General features: G+C 63.4%; 13 protein-coding genes. 11 read left to right on the top strand and 2 right to left on the bottom strand.

Translation table 11 applies throughout. The features are described from left to right. Positions 1 to 139 precede the first annotated feature (139 nt). Positions 140 to 1,072, top strand: a complete 933-nt coding sequence (locus EJ076_RS04080) for an EamA family transporter (protein WP_126066990.1) — start codon at positions 140 to 142, stop codon at positions 1,070 to 1,072. Here the strand turns inward: EJ076_RS04080 and EJ076_RS04075 are convergent, their stop codons facing one another. Then, positions 1,073 to 3,091 (bottom strand): thioredoxin domain-containing protein, encoded by a 2,019-nt coding sequence (locus tag EJ076_RS04075; RefSeq protein ID WP_126066989.1) that lies wholly within the window; start codon positions 3,089 to 3,091, stop codon positions 1,073 to 1,075. A 66-nt stretch (positions 3,092 to 3,157) separates the two neighbouring features. Here EJ076_RS04075 and mnmE point away from each other — a divergent pair, with 66 nt between their 5' ends. The 7 genes from mnmE (at position 3,158) to EJ076_RS04040 (ending at position 10,937) form a co-directional block, all read left to right on the top strand. Further along, positions 3,158 to 4,489 carry a tRNA uridine-5-carboxymethylaminomethyl(34) synthesis GTPase MnmE gene (mnmE, locus tag EJ076_RS04070; RefSeq protein ID WP_126066988.1) on the top strand — a complete coding sequence of 444 codons (1,332 nt, stop codon included), beginning with the start codon at positions 3,158 to 3,160 and terminating at the stop codon, positions 4,487 to 4,489. A 293-nt stretch (positions 4,490 to 4,782) separates the two neighbouring features. Next, positions 4,783 to 6,663, top strand: a complete 1,881-nt coding sequence (gene mnmG, locus EJ076_RS04065; RefSeq protein WP_126066987.1) for a tRNA uridine-5-carboxymethylaminomethyl(34) synthesis enzyme MnmG — start codon at positions 4,783 to 4,785, stop codon at positions 6,661 to 6,663. After that, on the top strand, positions 6,660 to 7,292 hold the full coding sequence (rsmG, locus tag EJ076_RS04060; RefSeq protein WP_126066986.1) for a 16S rRNA (guanine(527)-N(7))-methyltransferase RsmG: 633 nt from the start codon (positions 6,660 to 6,662) through the stop codon (positions 7,290 to 7,292). Before mnmG ends, rsmG begins: the two co-directional genes overlap by 4 nt. Before the next feature lie 54 nt (positions 7,293 to 7,346). Next, positions 7,347 to 8,147 carry a ParA family protein gene (locus EJ076_RS04055; protein ID WP_109663593.1) on the top strand — a complete coding sequence of 267 codons (801 nt, stop codon included), beginning with the start codon at positions 7,347 to 7,349 and terminating at the stop codon, positions 8,145 to 8,147. A gap of 63 nt (positions 8,148 to 8,210) precedes the next feature. Beyond that, positions 8,211 to 9,101: a ParB/RepB/Spo0J family partition protein gene (locus EJ076_RS04050; protein WP_126066985.1), complete on the top strand. Its 891-nt coding sequence runs from the start codon at positions 8,211 to 8,213 to the stop codon at positions 9,099 to 9,101. 388 nt (positions 9,102 to 9,489) lie between these two features. Further along, positions 9,490 to 10,116: a DUF1326 domain-containing protein gene (locus EJ076_RS04045; RefSeq protein ID WP_109663597.1), complete on the top strand. Its 627-nt coding sequence runs from the start codon at positions 9,490 to 9,492 to the stop codon at positions 10,114 to 10,116. Positions 10,117 to 10,148: 32 nt separating this feature from the next. Next, entirely contained in the window at positions 10,149 to 10,937 is a 789-nt protein-coding gene (locus EJ076_RS04040; protein ID WP_126066984.1) for a DUF2182 domain-containing protein, read from the top strand. A gap of 46 nt (positions 10,938 to 10,983) precedes the next feature. On the opposite strand, the gene holA is transcribed toward EJ076_RS04040, so the two are convergent. Beyond that, positions 10,984 to 12,027 carry a DNA polymerase III subunit delta gene (gene holA, locus EJ076_RS04035; RefSeq protein WP_126066983.1) on the bottom strand — a complete coding sequence of 348 codons (1,044 nt, stop codon included), beginning with the start codon at positions 12,025 to 12,027 and terminating at the stop codon, positions 10,984 to 10,986. Between the two features lie 329 nt (positions 12,028 to 12,356). Here holA and EJ076_RS04030 point away from each other — a divergent pair, with 329 nt between their 5' ends. From EJ076_RS04030 to EJ076_RS04020, 3 genes are read left to right on the top strand one after another with little or no spacing between them, the layout of a single operon-like run. Further along, positions 12,357 to 13,589, top strand: coding sequence for a 3-methyl-2-oxobutanoate dehydrogenase (2-methylpropanoyl-transferring) subunit alpha (locus EJ076_RS04030; RefSeq protein ID WP_126066982.1), 1,233 nt, complete (start codon positions 12,357 to 12,359; stop codon positions 13,587 to 13,589). A gap of 4 nt (positions 13,590 to 13,593) precedes the next feature. Next, a complete protein-coding gene (locus tag EJ076_RS04025; RefSeq protein WP_109663606.1) occupies positions 13,594 to 14,607 on the top strand; it encodes an alpha-ketoacid dehydrogenase subunit beta in 1,014 nt (337 codons plus the stop codon). A 1-nt stretch (position 14,608) separates the two neighbouring features. Then, on the top strand, positions 14,609 to 15,937 hold the full coding sequence (locus tag EJ076_RS04020; protein WP_126066981.1) for a dihydrolipoamide acetyltransferase family protein: 1,329 nt from the start codon (positions 14,609 to 14,611) through the stop codon (positions 15,935 to 15,937). Positions 15,938 to 16,184: the final 247 nt, after the last annotated feature.

The raw sequence follows: 16,184 nt of genomic DNA, 5'->3' as shown, positions 1-16,184 counted from the left end.
AAACCCCATTCCGGGAAACCGGGATGGGGTTTTTCATTACCCTGCGGCAAGTCGCTTTCCCGATATCGAGCGGCCGTATGCGGCAGCAGATAATTTCGCCTTCATGCAAAGCTGACGTCTTCGAATTGGAAGCAGCGACGTGAAGAAGACCATCCCGACCCTGATCGGCTTTTCGGCCATCCTGACCTGGTCGTTCCTGGCAGTGCTTTCGACTGCCGCCGGCCCGATCCCGCCTTTTCAGCTGGCGGCCATGACCTTCCTGCTCGGAGGGCTGGTCGGCGCAAGCAGCTGGATTGTCCGCCCGGCCGCGATCCGGTCGCTGCGGCAGCCATGGCCGGTCTGGGCGATCGGCACGGCGGGACTGTGCATCTACCACTGCGCCTACTTCTTCGCGATTCAGTCGGCGCCGCCGGTCGAGGTCAGCCTGATCGCCTATCTCTGGCCGCTGCTGATCGTCGTCTTCGCCGCCTTCCTGCCCGGTGAAAGGCTGAGGGTTCATCACGTCGTGGGCGTTGTTCTCGGGCTTGCCGGCGCCATCGTCGTGATCACCAAGGGCGGCAATGTCGGGCTGGCCAATGGGGTGATGAAGGGCCATGTCATCGCTCTGTTCTGCGCCTTCATCTGGGCCGGTTATTCGGTCCTGTCGCGCCGCTTCGGCCAGGTGCCGACCGATGTCGTGGCGGGTTATTGTTTCATCACGGCGGCGGTCGCTTTCGCGCTGCACCTGACCCTCGAGACCACGGTCTGGCCGCAGACGCCGACGCAGTGGATGGCTATCGTCATTCTGGGCACGATCCCTCTGGGAGCCGGCTTCTACGCCTGGGATTTTGGCTGCAAGCACGGGGACATCATGATCCTCGGCGCCCTGTCCTACGCCGCACCGTTGTTTTCGGTGATCGTGCTGCTGTTGGCAGGGTTTGGCGTGTTCCATTGGTCGGTGGCGCTCGCTTGCGTGCTGATCACAATCGGCGCGGTAATCGCGGCGAAGGATTTGCTGTTCAAGCCACGACAGATTGCGGCTACGATCGAGACGGCAGCGTTTCCTGCGCCGGCGGAGAGCGACGCCTCCTGATTATTGACGACGCAGGAGCTGCTCCAGCTCCTTCGGATCCGTGACGACCGGCAGGCAGACCTGGCCGGTGCAGAGCCAGGCGCCAGGTTTGTCGGTCGGCGGCAAGACTCCACCAGGCAGGAAGGGTCGATTCGCACCCGTACCGATTGATGCGACCATGTCGACGCGACGCGGGTCCGGGTATCGATTCGCAACCGGAACGAGCCTTGGATCATCCAGCGCATCGACGATGACCAGCTTGAGCGGCTCGATTGCCAGCGCGCAGGCGTTGACGATACCGGCCTGGCCATAGGCCTGGTGCGCCGCACGGCCAGCGGCATGTTCGGCGACTTGCCAGGCCCTCTCCTGCAGCTCGAGATCGCCGGTGACGGACGCGAACCGGACCAGCGCCTCGATGATCTGGCCGGTGGCGGACGGAATGGCTTCGTCGACATCGCCCCTGATGCGGATCGGCACGTCGGCACTGTCCGAGGCGGTCAAATAGTAGCCTGTCTTCTCGGCGTCGGCGTGCCGATGGTCGAGTTGCCCGATGAATTGGCCGGCTTGGTCGACATAGCTCCAATTGCCAGTCGCTTCGAACAGCGAGATCGCTGCGTTGGTCATGGCGGCGTAGTCGCTGGACAAAGCAGGGAACAATTTTCTCGCGCCGAGCATCGAATGCGGCAAGCGGCCATCGCGGCTGGCAGAGCTGATATGGGCGAAAGCTTTTGCCGCCGCGTCGATCCAGTCAGGCCGCGCCAGCGAGCGGCCTGACTCGGCAAGCGCTGCAATCATCAGGCCGTTCCAGTCGGTGAGCGCCTTTGCGTCCAGGCCGGGCCTGACCCGCTCTCCCCGCACGGCGAGAAGCTTCGCTTTGAGCGGGCTAAGCTGTTCGCGGTCGATCACACTTTGGGATTGCTGGGACCCTGTTTGGTGGACGACCGGCTTGCCTTCCCAGCCATGCGGACTGGAGAGTGTGAAGTGCTTGAAAAACAAGGATGAATCGTCGCCAAAGGCGGCTTCGATCTCGTCCCGACTCCAGGTGTAGAACAGCCCTTCCTCACCGTCGCTGTCGGCGTCGAGACTGGCGGCAAAGGCGCCGCCGTCAACGCGCATTTCGCGCAGCAGCCAGTCGACTGTCTCTTCGATTCGCACCCGGAACAGTTCATTGCCGCCTGCCGCATAGGCCCAATTGCAGAAGCGGATGAGCTGCGCATTGTCGTAGAGCATCTTTTCGAAATGCGGCACCAGCCATTCGGCATCGGTCGAGTAGCGGCTGAGCCCGCCGCCAATATGATCGTAGATGCCGCCGCTTACCATCTGTTCGATGCTGTTGAGGACGTCGTCGCGATGGCTGGCGTTGCCGTCGCGCAGCCAGGACAGCCAGAGTGTCAGCATGAACGGCGCATTGGGGAATTTCGGCGCGCCGCTTAAGCCGCCTAGATCGCGGTCGATCATGCCGTCGATGCCCTTGGCCAGTTCCGCCAGCGTGTCGCAATCGAGCCCTGTTTTCGCATGCGAGCCGGCGAGCCGCGCCTCGACATGTGTCGTCAGGCCGTCGGCGCTCTGGTTGAGGCTCGCCCGCTTCTCGCGCCAGGCCTTGTCCACCGCCTCCATCACCTGGATGAAACCAGGACGACCATAGCGCGGCTCGCGCGGGAAATAGGTGCCGCCCCAGAACGGCTTGCCGTCCGGGGTCAGGAACATGGTCAGTGGCCAGCCGCCTTGCTCGCCCATGGCGGATAGCGCCGCCATGTAGATCTGGTCGATGTCAGGGCGCTCCTCGCGGTCGACCTTGATATTGACGAACAGACGGTTCATGACGGCGGCGACGTCAGCGTTCTCGAAGCTTTCGTGCGCCATGACATGGCACCAATGGCAGGCGGCATAGCCGACCGAAAGCAGGATCGGCCTGTCCAGCGCCTTTGCCTCCCCAAGCGAAGCCGGCGACCAGGCCCGCCAGTGGACGGGATTGCCGCTGTGCTGCTGCAGATAGGGGCTGGCCTCCTGGGCAAGCAGGTTTTGCGCGGGTAGCGTCACGATGGGTAAACTCGGTTGGGGTTACCGTATGGGCGCGAAGCTAGGGTGGTTCGGTAGAGCGGGCAAATGATTTCAGGCGATTCGATCGTTGCATTGTCGAGCGGCCGGCTTCCGGCCGGCGTCGCCGTCATCCGCATTTCGGGCCCGCAGACTCGATTCGTAGTCGAAACGATCGCCGGCACTATGGTTAAGGACCGCGCGGCGGTTTTGCGCAGGCTGCGGGCGCCCGATGGAACCGTATTGGATAACGGCCTGGTCGTCTTCTTTCCCGGGCCGGCCAGTTTTACGGGTGAAGATGTCGCGGAGTTCCACGTTCACGGCGGACGTGCGGTGGTGGCCAGGATGCTCGAGACGATCACTGGTTTTGACGGCGTCAGGCACGCGGAACCAGGCGAATTCACCCGCCGCGCCTTTCTTAACGGCAAAGTCGATCTGGTCGAGACCGAGGCGCTGGCGGATCTCGTCAACGCCGAAACCGAGGCGCAGCGGCGTTTTGCTGTCCAAAATGCCGAAGGCGTTCAGAGCGAACTCTACCTCGGCTGGCGCCGCAGGCTGGTCCATGCCCGCGCCATGATCGAGGCGGAGATCGATTTTGCCGATGAGGACGATGTCCCCGGTTCCGTTTCGGATACGGTTTGGTCCGACGTCCGGATAATGATCGATGAGATCGACCGACACATCGCCGGGTTTCGCGCCGCCGAGATCATTCGCGATGGATTCGAGGTCGTCATCCTTGGTGCGCCCAACGCTGGTAAGTCGAGTCTGTTCAACGCCCTGGCGCGGCGGGATGCCGCTATAGTAACGGATGAGCCCGGCACGACGCGGGATCTGCTTGAAGTCACACTTGATCTTCAGGGGCTGCGGGTCAGGCTTACGGATACGGCCGGGCTGCGCGATGCGCCGGGCAAGGTCGAGGCGATTGGCATCGAGAAGGCGAAGGCCAAGGCGCATGGTGCCGATCTCTTGCTGCTGCTGCAGGACGTTGCGGACCCCAGGGACATCGGGTCGCTGCCGACGGAGGCGCCGGCCTTGCGCGTCGGCACCAAGCTCGATCTGCTGGAGAGCCGTGCTGCAAACGAAGCGGCTGGCGATTATGATCTTGTCATCTCGGTGAAGAATGGGGCCGGCGTGGAAGAACTGCTGGCGGAAATCGGCCGGCGTGCGGCGGAGGCGGCCGGTAGCGTCGGCGATGTTCTGCCCTCACGCCTGCGCCACGTCGAATTGCTTGGCGCGGCAAACAGCCATCTGCTTCGTGCCATTGACGACAGGACTGTCGGACAGGAATTGCGCGCCGAGGAGTTGCGGCTCGCTGCCGATCGCCTGGGCCGAATCGTTGGCGCCATTGACGTCGAGGACATGCTGGACGTGATCTTTTCGCAGTTCTGCATCGGGAAATGACTCACGTGAAACAGTGGCTTGCTGGGAGGAACCACGACGTCATCCTCCTCGGGCCTCCGAGACGGAGCTTCGCTCCTGCTCCGCCCGTAGATGACGAGGCTTCGTCTGGGCCACCGCGCTGCGCCGCCTGCGTGACTCACGTGAAACGCGTCAGGCGGCCCCGGTGACTCACGTGAAACATGGAGCTGACAGCCCGCACGGTTGTTTCACGTGAAACGACTCGCGGAGTTTTCTTGACAGCATCGCCCCGCAGGGACATGTGTCCCTCATTCATTGAGTTTAGGAAGTTTGTGATGACCAATCACTATGATGTGGTTGTGGTGGGCGGCGGCCACGCGGGTTGCGAGGCGGCCAGTGCTGCTGCGCGCGCCGGTGCCAGGACTGCACTGGTGACGCTACGCTTTGATACGATCGGTGTCATGTCATGCAATCCGGCGATCGGCGGGCTCGGCAAGGGTCATCTGGTGCGCGAGATCGATGCCATGGACGGCCTGATGGGCCGGGTAGCCGACGCTGCCGGCATTCAGTTCCGTCTGCTCAACCGCCGCAAGGGTCCGGCGGTGCGCGGCCCCCGCACGCAGGCCGACAGGAAGCTCTATCGCCTTGCCATGCAAGAAGCGATTCGGCAGCAGAACGATCTCGACGTCGTCGAAGGCGAGGTTTTGGACTTCGAGATCGTCGCCGGCCGGATCGCGGCTGTTCTCCTGGCTGACGGCAGGCGGCTTGCCTGTGGCGCGGTCGTTCTGACGACTGGGACCTTCCTGCGCGGGCTTATTCACATCGGCGAGAAAAAGATTGTCGCCGGCCGCATGAACGAGCAGGCCAGCCTTGGCCTGTCGGCAACGATGGACCGGGCGGGCTTCAAGCTCGGACGGCTGAAGACCGGCACGCCGCCGCGGCTCGATGGCCGGACCATCGACTGGGCGTCGCTGGAAAAGCAGGCGGCGGATGAGGATCCGGTGCCGTTCTCGCTGATGACCGACCGCATTGAGACGCCGCAGATCGAGTGCGGCATCACACGCACGACCACGGCCACGCATGAGCTGATCCGCGCCAATCTCGGCCGGTCCGCCATGTATTCCGGCTCGATCGAAGGCGTCGGACCACGCTACTGCCCGTCGATCGAGGACAAGATCGTCAAGTTCGGCGACAGGGACGGGCATCAGATCTTTCTCGAGCCCGAGGGGCTGGACGATGATACTGTCTATCCGAATGGGATCTCGACCTCGCTGCCGCAGGATGTGCAGCTCGAAATCCTGAAAACCATCCCCGGGCTGGAGCGGGCTGTCATGCTGCAGCCTGGCTATGCGATTGAATATGATCATGTCGATCCACGCGAGCTGCACCAGACGCTGGAGACGAAGCGCATCGGTGGTCTGTTCCTCGCCGGCCAGATCAACGGCACGACCGGCTACGAAGAGGCGGCCGGGCAGGGCCTGCTCGCCGGCCTCAATGCGGCGCAGCTGATATCGGGCAACGAGCAGATCGTGCTCAGCCGCACCGAGGCCTATATCGGCGTGATGGTCGACGATTTGACAAGCCGGGGCATCAGCGAGCCGTACCGGATGTTCACCTCGCGTGCCGAGTTCCGGCTGTCGCTGCGCGCCGACAACGCCGATGAGCGGCTGACGCCGCTCGCCGCCCGGCTGGGGATTGCCTCAACGCAGCGGATGCAGCGCTACGAGCAAGTCATGCAGTGCCTCGATGCAGCACGTCGGCTGGCGAAGTCGCTCACCCTGACCCCCAATGAGGCGGCGCGTCACGGGCTTGAGATCAACCGGGATGGCGTACGCCGGTCCGGCTATGAACTGCTGTCCTATCCCGACGTCGATGTGGCCTGGCTGGCTCGTATCGATTCGCGGTTCGCGGAAATCGACGGCAAGACGGCGGAACGTCTCGAAACGGAAGCGAAATATTCGGTCTATCTCGATCGCCAAAGGACGGATGTGGCGCAAATCCGGCATGAAGAGAGCCGCTTGATCCCTGAGGCGGTCGATTTCGCCGGCGTGCCGGGACTGTCGAACGAGTTGAAGCAGAAGATGCAGGCGCGGCGGCCGCGCTCGATCGCCGATGCCCAGCGTATGGAAGGCATGACGCCGGCAGCGCTGGCGATCATTGTCGCGCATGTCCGCCATGCAGAGAGCGCCCAGCGCCCACAAAAGGATGTTGCGTGAGCTCTATGTCCCTAGAGAGCCTGCAGGACGCGGCGGGCCCGGTTTCACGTGAAACATTCGATCGGCTGATGGCGTTCGAGCAGATGTTCCAGAAATGGAACCGCAGCATCAATCTTGTGGCGCAGTCGACGTCGGGCGATGTCTGGCAGCGCCACATCCTCGACAGCGCGCAGCTCGGGCGCATAGAGCCGGCCGCCACACGCTGGGTGGATCTCGGCTCGGGTGGCGGATTCCCCGGCCTCGTCATGGCTTTTCTGCTTGCCGAGCGCGACGGCGCCAGCATCGATCTGGTTGAAAGCAATCGCAAAAAAGCATCCTTCCTGCAGACCGTGGTCGGACAGTTCAGCCTGCCGGCGCGGGTCGTAGCGCGCCGCATCGACGACAGCCATGCGCTTGTTTCGACACCGCAAATCGTCACGGCGCGAGCGCTGGCCTCGCTTTCGACTTTGCTGGACCTGTCGGCGCCCTGGCTGGCGTCGGGCGCGCGCGGCCTGTTCCACAAAGGCCGGGATTACCGCGCCGAAGTGCAAGAAAGCGTTCACCGATGGTCCTTCGATCTGGTAGAACATCCAAGTGTGACCGACCCTCATGGGGTCATCCTTGAATTGTCGAACCTGCGACCTGTCTGATCTGCGACCTTTCAGACCATTTGGCGACCCAAAATGAACTTCTGGCATAGACCCATGATGAAGAATGGCCCCCGAATCATCACCGTAGCCAACCAAAAGGGCGGCGTCGGCAAGACCACCACCGCCATCAATCTGGCGACCGCGCTGGCCGCGATCGGCGAAAAGGTGCTGATCGTCGATCTCGATCCGCAAGGCAATGCCAGCACCGGCCTTGGCATTGACCGCAAGGATCGGACGGTCTCGTCCTATGACGTGCTGACCGGCGAGCTGGAGCTGGAAGCCGCGGCCATCCCGACGGCTGTGCCTGGCCTGTCGATCGTGCCGTCGACGCTCGATCTGCTCGGCATCGAAATGGAGATCGCCTCCGCACCCGACCGTGTGCTCAAGCTGCGCAATGCGCTTCGCGCCGCAACCGCCCGTGGGGCGCCGTTCGGCTATGTGCTGATCGACTGCCCGCCGTCGCTCAACCTTTTGACTTTGAATTCCATGGCGGCAGCCGATTCTGTTCTTGTGCCGCTGCAATGCGAATTCTTCGCGCTCGAAGGTCTCAGCCAATTGCTGGAAACGGTCGAGCAGGTGCGCCGTTCGATCAATCCGGATCTCACCATCCAGGGCATCGTGCTGACCATGTATGACGGCCGCAACAATCTCGCCAACCAGGTGGTGCAGGATGTGCGGGCGCATATGGGCGACAAGGTCTACGAGACCATCATTCCGCGCAATGTTCGGGTGTCCGAGGCGCCGTCTTACGGCAAGCCGGCGATCCTCTACGACCTGAAATGCTCGGGTAGCCAGGCCTATCTGCAACTGGCGTCGGAAGTGATCCGCCGTGAGCGCAAGTTACGCGCTGCTTAATAGACCGTCCACACAGTTAAAAGCCGATTCGATACCGAAACGATCCGGGACTTTGGAATAAAAATGAGCGAAGACCTTTCGAGAAAGAGACTGGGCCGTGGACTGGCAGCGCTGATCGGCGAGATTGATCGCCCAGTAGCACCCGAAAAGCCGGGTATGAGCGCCGACGGCAAGGTGCCGATCGAGTTCCTGACGCCAAATCCGAAAAATCCGCGCCGGCATTTCGGCGACGCCGATCTGACCGATCTTGCGCAGTCGATCCGCGAGCATGGCGTCGTCCAGCCGGTGGTGGCGCGGCCTTCGCCGACACAGGCCGGCCGCTACGAGATCATCGCCGGCGAGCGCCGCTGGCGCGCGGCGCAGCGTGCCGGGCTGTCCGAGATCCCGGTCATTATCCGCGAGGTCAACGACCGCACCGCGCTCGAGCTGGCAATCATCGAGAACGTCCAGCGCACTGATCTTAACGCGGTCGAGGAAGCGCTTGGCTACCAGCAGCTGATCGACGATCACGGCTACACCCAGGCCGATCTCGGCCAGGTGATCGGCAAGAGCCGCAGCCATGTCGCCAACACGCTGCGCCTGCTGAAGCTGCCCGACGTGATCCGCGACATGCTGGTCGACGGCGCTTTGTCGGCGGGCCATGCCCGCACGCTGGTGACGGCGGAAGATCCGGCCGGCCTTGCCAAGCGCATCGTCGAAGAAGGACTTTCCGTGCGCCAGGCCGAAGCGCTGGCGCAGATGCCGGCAGGCAGCAGCAGCGCCAAGGAAGCCAAGCCGGCGCCGGGTCCGGAGCAAAAGGACCCCGACACGCTGGCGCTGGAAAAGCTGTTGACCGATACGATCGGCATGATCGTTTCGGTGGATCACAAGGGCAAGGGCGGCGTCCTGCGGGTTTCGTATCGGTCGCTGGAGCAGCTGGATGAGCTGTGCCGGCGGCTAAAGCAGGAGCGGTAGTTAGCCGGCGAATTATCTTCAAGTCGGAGATTGATTTGGCGCATGTGAGAAAGGGGCTGACCGTTGGGCCGGCCTTTTTCCTTTGTGGCAATGGTGATTGGCGAAATCGGCGAAGCCGCGAATCCCCTTGAGAGGGGAGATTGGGCGCGCTGCCCCAGCCTCGCGCTCTCAACTGCGATCCCGAGCAGCGCCTGTCGCCAGCCCTGGCGCTCGCGGCTTGACAGTGCCAGGCAACGGCGTAACCTATATTACATATGGCTTAAATTATGTGCCCTAGCGTGCCGGTCAGTCGAGGCAAGGGCTATTTGCCGTTCCTACAATAGTCGTGAAATGGCACCGCCTCGCCAAAGCGATATGCCGACGCGCCTGACGCAAGTGGGAGGTGCAAATGGCAGTCCGTTGGCAATTGTCCGGAAGTTACTTCGAAAATTGTAGCTGCGATGTCGTATGTCCTTGCCTGCTGTCCACCAACGCGCAGCTGACATCGAAGCCGACGAGAGGTGTTTGCGACGTCGGTTTGGTCTTTCATATCGATACGGGCAACTACGGCGACGTTCGATTGGATGGGCTCAGTGTCGCGATGGTTGCTCACACGCCGGGTCCGATGGCAAACGGCAATTGGACGGCCGCCGCCTATATCGACGAACGGGCCGATGACAGGCAAACAGAGGCGCTAGGTGCCATCTTCACTGGCGCCGCGGGCGGCCCGATGGCGGTGCTGGCGCCCATGATTGGCACGAACCTTGGCGCCAAGAAGGTGCCGATAAGCTACCGGATAGACGGCAAGAAGCGGTCGGCGGAGATCGCGGGCGTCATGCAGATGGCGGTCGAGCCGCTGCCGACAATGCGCGAGGACGGGCAGATGTGGGCGGCCACCGGCCATCCCATCAATCCCGACTGGCTCGCCCTGGCGATGGGGGCGGAAGGCAGTACATTCAGCGACCATGGCATGAGCTGGGACAATTCCCGCCGAAACGGACATTACGCCCCGATCAATTGGTCTGGCCAGCAGTAGCCGTTGGCCGCATAGTACGAAACGACCCGTCCATGGCGCCGACGTTGCAGCGATACATAATTCTCGCGCTGCTGATCGCTATCGCTGCGGCGGCGTGGACCCTGCTTATCTGGGAGCAGATGGGCATGGACGCGGACATGCGCATGGAAATGTACGCACTCACTATGGGCATGAAGGCGCCGCTGTTTCTTGCCGTCTGGATGATCATGATGATTGCCATGATGTTTCCGACGGCCGCGCCCATGATCCTGACGTTTCACCAGGTCCAGGCCGGCAAACAGGGCCGGGGCGAGACCTTTGTCTCGAGCTGGGTGTTCGTGGCCGGGTACATGCTGGTTTGGGGCGTGATGGGCGTTATCGCCTTTGCCGGGGCGGCGGGTGCGGAGATGCTTGCCGGGCGTGTGGGATTGTCCACGGCGACGGCCGCGCGTATCGGCGGCGCGCTGCTGATGATCGGGGGCGCCTATCAACTCTCCCCACTGAAAGATCTATGTCTGGCCAAATGCCGCACGCCGATTGGCTTCATCCTGACCTCATGGCGCGATGGTTACTGGGGTGCGGTTCGCATGGGCCTGGAGCATGGACTTTTTTGCCTGGGCTGCTGCTGGCTTTTGTTTCTCGCCCTCTTTCCTCTCGGGATCATGAACGTCGCCGCAATGGCCGTGGTCACCTTGCTAATCTTTGCGGAAAAGACCCTCCCGTCAGGAGGTGGGATCGCAAAGGTGTCGGGTATCGCTCTGCTTCTTTATGGCGCGGCGATACTGGTCTTTCCACAGGCGCTGCCAACCTTTCAGCCGGTGGGCGCCATTACAATGAATTGACCAATGGAGCCAGCGGCTCGGCGCCGAAAGGAGAAGGATCGCTCTCCTACCGCTGCGCCAGCCGGCTGCTCTCGACCGCTATCCCCAGCAGTGCCTGCCGTGCCAGCGCCACGGAAAGATCCGGCCGCCTCCGCGTCTGCAGCACCGCCGTCTGCAGCCGGGTCAGCGCGCGGCTGAGCGCGTCGGTGCTCCAGCGCTCCAGAGCCTTCTCGACCAGCTTACGACGAGAGAAAAACACCGGCGGCCGAGCGGCGGCGACGACCGAGGCGGCGCTTCGATTGCCTGAGTCCATCTGGCCGCGCATGACCTGGATCTGCTGCAACTGCCGCATCGCCGAGGACAGCACCAGGAAGGGCTGGCCGCCCGACTGGCAATGGCGGCTAAAGGCGGTGTCGAAGTCGCCGATCTTGCCTTCGAGAAGCGCATCGACGGCGTCATCGAAGGAGGCGCCGGACACGTCGCCCGACATCGCCTTGACGTCCTCCAGCCCGATCTCGTTCTGGCCATGGGCGTAGAGAATGAGTTTTTCTATCTCACCGCGCGAGGCCAGCCGGTCGCCGCCGAGATTGCGGCGCAGCGCCTGCCTCGCCTCCATGGTCATCGACATGCCGGCCTTGCGCAGTTCATCGTCGATGACCGCGTCGATGTCGCGGGCTTCATCGGCATAGCACGGTAGCGCCATGGCAGTGTCTGCCGCCTCGACGATGGCGCGCAGCCCGACGCCCTTCTTGAGATCGCCGGCCTCGATGAGAATGATCGCGTCTCGCGCGGGCTCCGCCGTCAGCGCCTTGACGTCGTCGGCCAGCGCCTTCTGGCCGCTGGCATTGCGCACCCAAAGCAGGCGCCGGTCGGAGAACATCGGCACGGTGCGAGCTTCGTCAAGCAGCCGGCCCTCGTCGCGATCGACTTCCGACCCCTCGAGCCGGACCACCGAGAACGGGTCGTCGAGCGGCAGGCCGGTCTTTTCGGCAAAGGCCTTCGCCCGCTCGGAGACGAGGCCGCGATCGGGGCCGTAAAGCAGGACAATGGAGATGCGCTGGTCCGGCCGCGCCAACCACCCATCGACCTCGTAAGCTTTCTTCTGTGCCATGGCGGGTTGGTTAGCATGATGCGGGGGCGGGGTGAAATGGTGGAGTGCGTGATCTCCTCGAGGGGGGGAGATACCGCCGCTTTCGCCAACTTACCTTATCTGCCAACAAACCCGGCCCAACCTTCTCCCTAATTGCGCGCCACCGCCCAACATCGACGAGAAATTTCGCGGACATATCTTCATCTTGGTGCTGGGGAGGCTGGATCGGCCGGCGCGACCGGACCGAGGTCCGCAGGCTTGCCCGACGAATTCGCACTGGTCTGGCCGCGCAGATATGCAAATATCTTTCCGGGCAAATTTGGGCCAGGCAACATTGGAGGACAAAGGTCATGGCCTATGCTGGGATGTTGCGTTTTCACGTTCCGGAGCCGGAAGTGCGGCCGGGCGGAACGCCTGACTTTTCCAATGTGCCGATCCCGAAGGCCGGCTCGGTGCCGCGCCCCGAGATCGATGTCGATCCGCGCACCATCCGCGATCATGCGTTCTCGATCATCCGGGTGCTGAACCGCAATGGCGAAGCCGTCGGCCCTTGGGCCGGACTGCTGTCCAGCGACGAGCTTTTGGCCGGCCTGCGCCATATGATGACGCTGCGGACCTTCGATGCGCGCATGCAGATGGCGCAGCGCCAGGGCAAGACCTCGTTCTACATGCAGCATCTGGGCGAAGAGGCGGTGGCTTGCGCCTTCCGCAAGGCGCTCGAACCCGGCGACATGAACTTTCCGACCTACCGACAAGCGGGCCTGCTCATCGCCGACGGCTATCCGATGGTCACGATGATGAACCAGATCTATTCGAACGAAGCCGACCCGCTGAAGGGCCGGCAGCTGCCGATCATGTATTCGTCGAAGGAGCACGGCTTCTTTTCGATCTCCGGCAATCTGGCGACGCAGTATATCCAGGCGGTCGGCTGGGCGATGGCGTCGGCGATCAGCAATGATTCGAAGATCGCCGCGGCATGGATCGGCGATGGCTCGACCGCCGAATCCGACTTCCATTCAGCGCTGGTGTTCGCCTCCACTTACAAGGCGCCGGTGGTGCTCAACGTCGTCAACAACCAGTGGGCGATCTCGACCTTCCAGGGTATTGCGCGCGGGGGGTCGGGTACGTTCGCGGCAAGAGGCCTCGGCTTCGGCATCCCGTCGCTGCGCGTCGACGGCAATGACTATCTCGCCGTCCATGCGGTGGCCAAATGGGCGGCGGAGCGGGCACGCAGCAATCTCGGACCGACGCTGGTCGAATATGTCACCTACCGTGCCGGCGCGCATTCGAGCTCGGATGATCCGTCCGCCTACCGGCCAAAGACCGAATCCGACGCCTGGCCGCTCGGCGACCCGATCGTGCGGCTGAAGAACCATCTGATAGGGCTCGGCGTCTGGTCGGACGAGCGGCACGCGCAGGCCGAGGCGGAAATTCTCGACACAGTGATCGCGGCACAGAAGGAAGCCGAAAGCCACGGCACGCTGCATGCCGGCGGCAAGCCGTCGACGCGCGACATGTTCGAGGGCCTCTACGCCGAAATGCCGCCGCATCTGCGGCGCCAGCGCCAGCAGGCGGGAGTCTGAGCCAATGCCGAGACGGACCATGATCGAGGCCATCCGCGACGCCATGGATGTGTCGATGGGGCGCGATAGCAAAGTTGTCGTGTTCGGCGAGGATGTCGGCTTCTTCGGCGGCGTCTTCCGCTGCACGCAGGGCCTGCAGGCCAAATACGGCAAGAGCCGCTGCTTCGACGCGCCGATCAACGAATCCGGCATTGTCGGCTCGGCCATCGGCATGGCCGCCTATGGCTTGAAGCCGTGCGTGGAAATTCAGTTTGCCGACTACATGTATCCGGCCTACGACCAGCTGACCCAGGAAGCGGCGCGGCTGCGCTATCGCTCCAACGGCGATTTCACCTGCCCGATCGTGGTGCGGATGCCGACCGGCGGTGGCATCTTCGGCGGCCAGACGCACAGCCAGAGCCCGGAAGCGCTGTTCACCCATGTGTCGGGGTTGAAGACGGTGGTGCCGTCCAATCCGCATGACGCCAAGGGGCTGCTGATCGCGGCCATCGAAGATCCGGATCCGGTGATCTTCCTTGAGCCGAAGCGGCTCTACAACGGTCCCTTCGACGGCCATCACGACCGGCCGGTAACGCCATGGTCGAAGCATGAGCTCGGCGAAGTCGCCGACGGCCACTACACCGTGCCGCTCGGCAAGGCGGCGATCCGCCGGGCGGGCTCAGCGATCACCGTGCTGGCCTACGGCACCATGGTCTATGTCGCGCAGGCCGCGGTCGAGGAAACTGGCATCGATGCCGAGATCATCGATCTCAGGACGCTTCTGCCGCTCGACCTCGATACGATCGTCGCCTCGGTCAAGAAGACCGGGCGCTGCGTCATCGTGCACGAGGCGACGCTGACGTCGGGCTTCGGCGCCGAGCTGTCGGCCTTGGTGCAGGAAAATTGTTTCTACCATCTGGAGGCGCCAGTGGCGCGGGTCGCCGGCTGGGACACGCCCTATCCGCATGCGCAGGAATGGGACTATTTCCCCGGTCCCGCGCGCGTCGGCCGCGCTTTGCTTGAAACCATGGGAGCCTGACATGGGTGAACACATCATCAAGCTGCCCGATGTCGGCGAAGGTGTCGCCGAGGCCGAGCTCGTCGAATGGCACGTCAAGATCGGCGACATCGTGCGCGAGGACACCGTGCTTGCCGCCGTCATGACCGACAAGGCAACGGTCGAAATCCCGTCGCCGGTCGATGGCGAAATCCTGTGGCTGGGCGCCGAGATCGGCGACACGGTGGCGATCGGTTCGCCCATCGTGCGGCTGAAGGTGGCGGGCGAGGGCAATGCGAAACCGCAAAGCGGCGAAGCGGAAGCGGTGGCCGCCGAGCCTCCGGCAAAACTCCCGACCCCGAAACCCGAGGCTGCCGCGCCGCCGGTTGTGAAGACATCGCCAAAGAGCGACGAGCCAAAGGCGAAACCGGCGGCCCCATCGGCCGTTTCGAAAAGCACGGCGCAGCCGTCCGTCTCCGGCGCGCCGCGTCCTGAAGGCGAAAGACCGCTGGCCTCGCCGGCGGTTCGTCTGAGGGCAAAAGAGGCGGGCATCGATCTCAGGCAGGTTGCGGGATCCGGTCCGGCCGGCCGCATCGGCCACGAGGACATCGAGGCTTTCCTGGCGCGCGGTCCGCAGGTCGCCAAGGCATCCGGCCTCGCCCGTAACGATGCGGTACAGGACATCAAGGTGGTGGGCTTGCGGCGCAAGATCGCCGAGAAGATGTCGCTGTCCAAATCGCGCATCCCGCACATCACCTATGTCGAGGAGATCGACGTCACCGCGCTCGAGGAATTGCGCGCCGCGCTCAACAAGGAGAAGCGTCCGGGCGTGGAGCGGCCGAAGCTGACGCTGCTGCCGTTCCTGATGCGGGCGATGGTCAAGGCGATATCGGACCAGCCCAATCTCAATTCGCTGTTCGACGACGAGGCCGGAATCATCCACCAGCATGGCGGCATCCATATCGGCATTGCCGCGCAGACGCCGTCGGGGCTGGTGGTGCCGGTGGTCAAGCATGCCGAGGCGCGCGACATCTGGGATTGCGGCGCCGAGGTTATCAGGCTGGCCGAGGCGGCCAAGTCCGGCACGGCGACACGTGACGAGCTGTCCGGCTCGACCATCACCATCACCTCGCTCGGCGCCATGGGCGGCGTGGCGACGACGCCGGTCATCAACCATCCGGAAGTGGCGATCATCGGCGTCAACAAGATTATGGTGCGGCCGGTGTGGGACGGCACCCAGTTCATCCCGCGCAAGATGATGAACCTGTCCTCCAGCTTCGACCATCGCGTCATCGACGGCTGGGACGCGGCGGTGTTCATCCAGCGCATCAAGACGCTGCTGGAAACGCCGGCGCTGATTTTCGTGGATTGAGGGAAACGATCGAGATGCCGGCGGGACAGCGCCCCCCTCTGCCTTGCCAGGCATCTCCCCCACAAGGGGGGAGATCGGATGTCACGCCGGCTTTCGCCAACCTTCAACGATGGAAGTGCAGGCGGAGCGCCGAACTAGCCAATCTCCCCCCTCGTGGGGGAGATGTCCGGCAGGACAGAGGGGGGCGTGAAGGATCGCGACAGACCGCTCTTTTCAAGCCGGCGCGACAAAGAGTTAGGATGCCAAG

Source organism: Mesorhizobium sp. M7D.F.Ca.US.005.01.1.1 (assembly GCF_003952545.1).
In the GTDB taxonomy this organism is placed as follows: domain Bacteria; phylum Pseudomonadota; class Alphaproteobacteria; order Rhizobiales; family Rhizobiaceae; genus Mesorhizobium; species Mesorhizobium loti.
The sequence above is the reverse complement of the archived record's forward strand: the minus strand, read 5'-3'. Positions and strand labels throughout refer to the sequence as shown.

Coding starts and splice junctions, on each gene's coding strand:
- EJ076_RS04050 (WP_126066985.1), top strand. CDS start 8,211: ATGAGCGAAGACCTTTCGAGAAAGAGACTGGGCCGTGGACTGGCAGCG.
- EJ076_RS04020 (WP_126066981.1), top strand. CDS start 14,609: ATGGGTGAACACATCATCAAGCTGCCCGATGTCGGCGAAGGTGTCGCC.
- EJ076_RS04045 (WP_109663597.1), top strand. CDS start 9,490: ATGGCAGTCCGTTGGCAATTGTCCGGAAGTTACTTCGAAAATTGTAGC.
- EJ076_RS04040 (WP_126066984.1), top strand. CDS start 10,149: ATGGCGCCGACGTTGCAGCGATACATAATTCTCGCGCTGCTGATCGCT.
- holA (WP_126066983.1), bottom strand. CDS start 12,027: ATGGCACAGAAGAAAGCTTACGAGGTCGATGGGTGGTTGGCGCGGCCG.
- EJ076_RS04055 (WP_109663593.1), top strand. CDS start 7,347: ATGATGAAGAATGGCCCCCGAATCATCACCGTAGCCAACCAAAAGGGC.
- mnmE (WP_126066988.1), top strand. CDS start 3,158: ATGATTTCAGGCGATTCGATCGTTGCATTGTCGAGCGGCCGGCTTCCG.
- mnmG (WP_126066987.1), top strand. CDS start 4,783: ATGACCAATCACTATGATGTGGTTGTGGTGGGCGGCGGCCACGCGGGT.
- EJ076_RS04025 (WP_109663606.1), top strand. CDS start 13,594: ATGCCGAGACGGACCATGATCGAGGCCATCCGCGACGCCATGGATGTG.
- EJ076_RS04030 (WP_126066982.1), top strand. CDS start 12,357: ATGGCCTATGCTGGGATGTTGCGTTTTCACGTTCCGGAGCCGGAAGTG.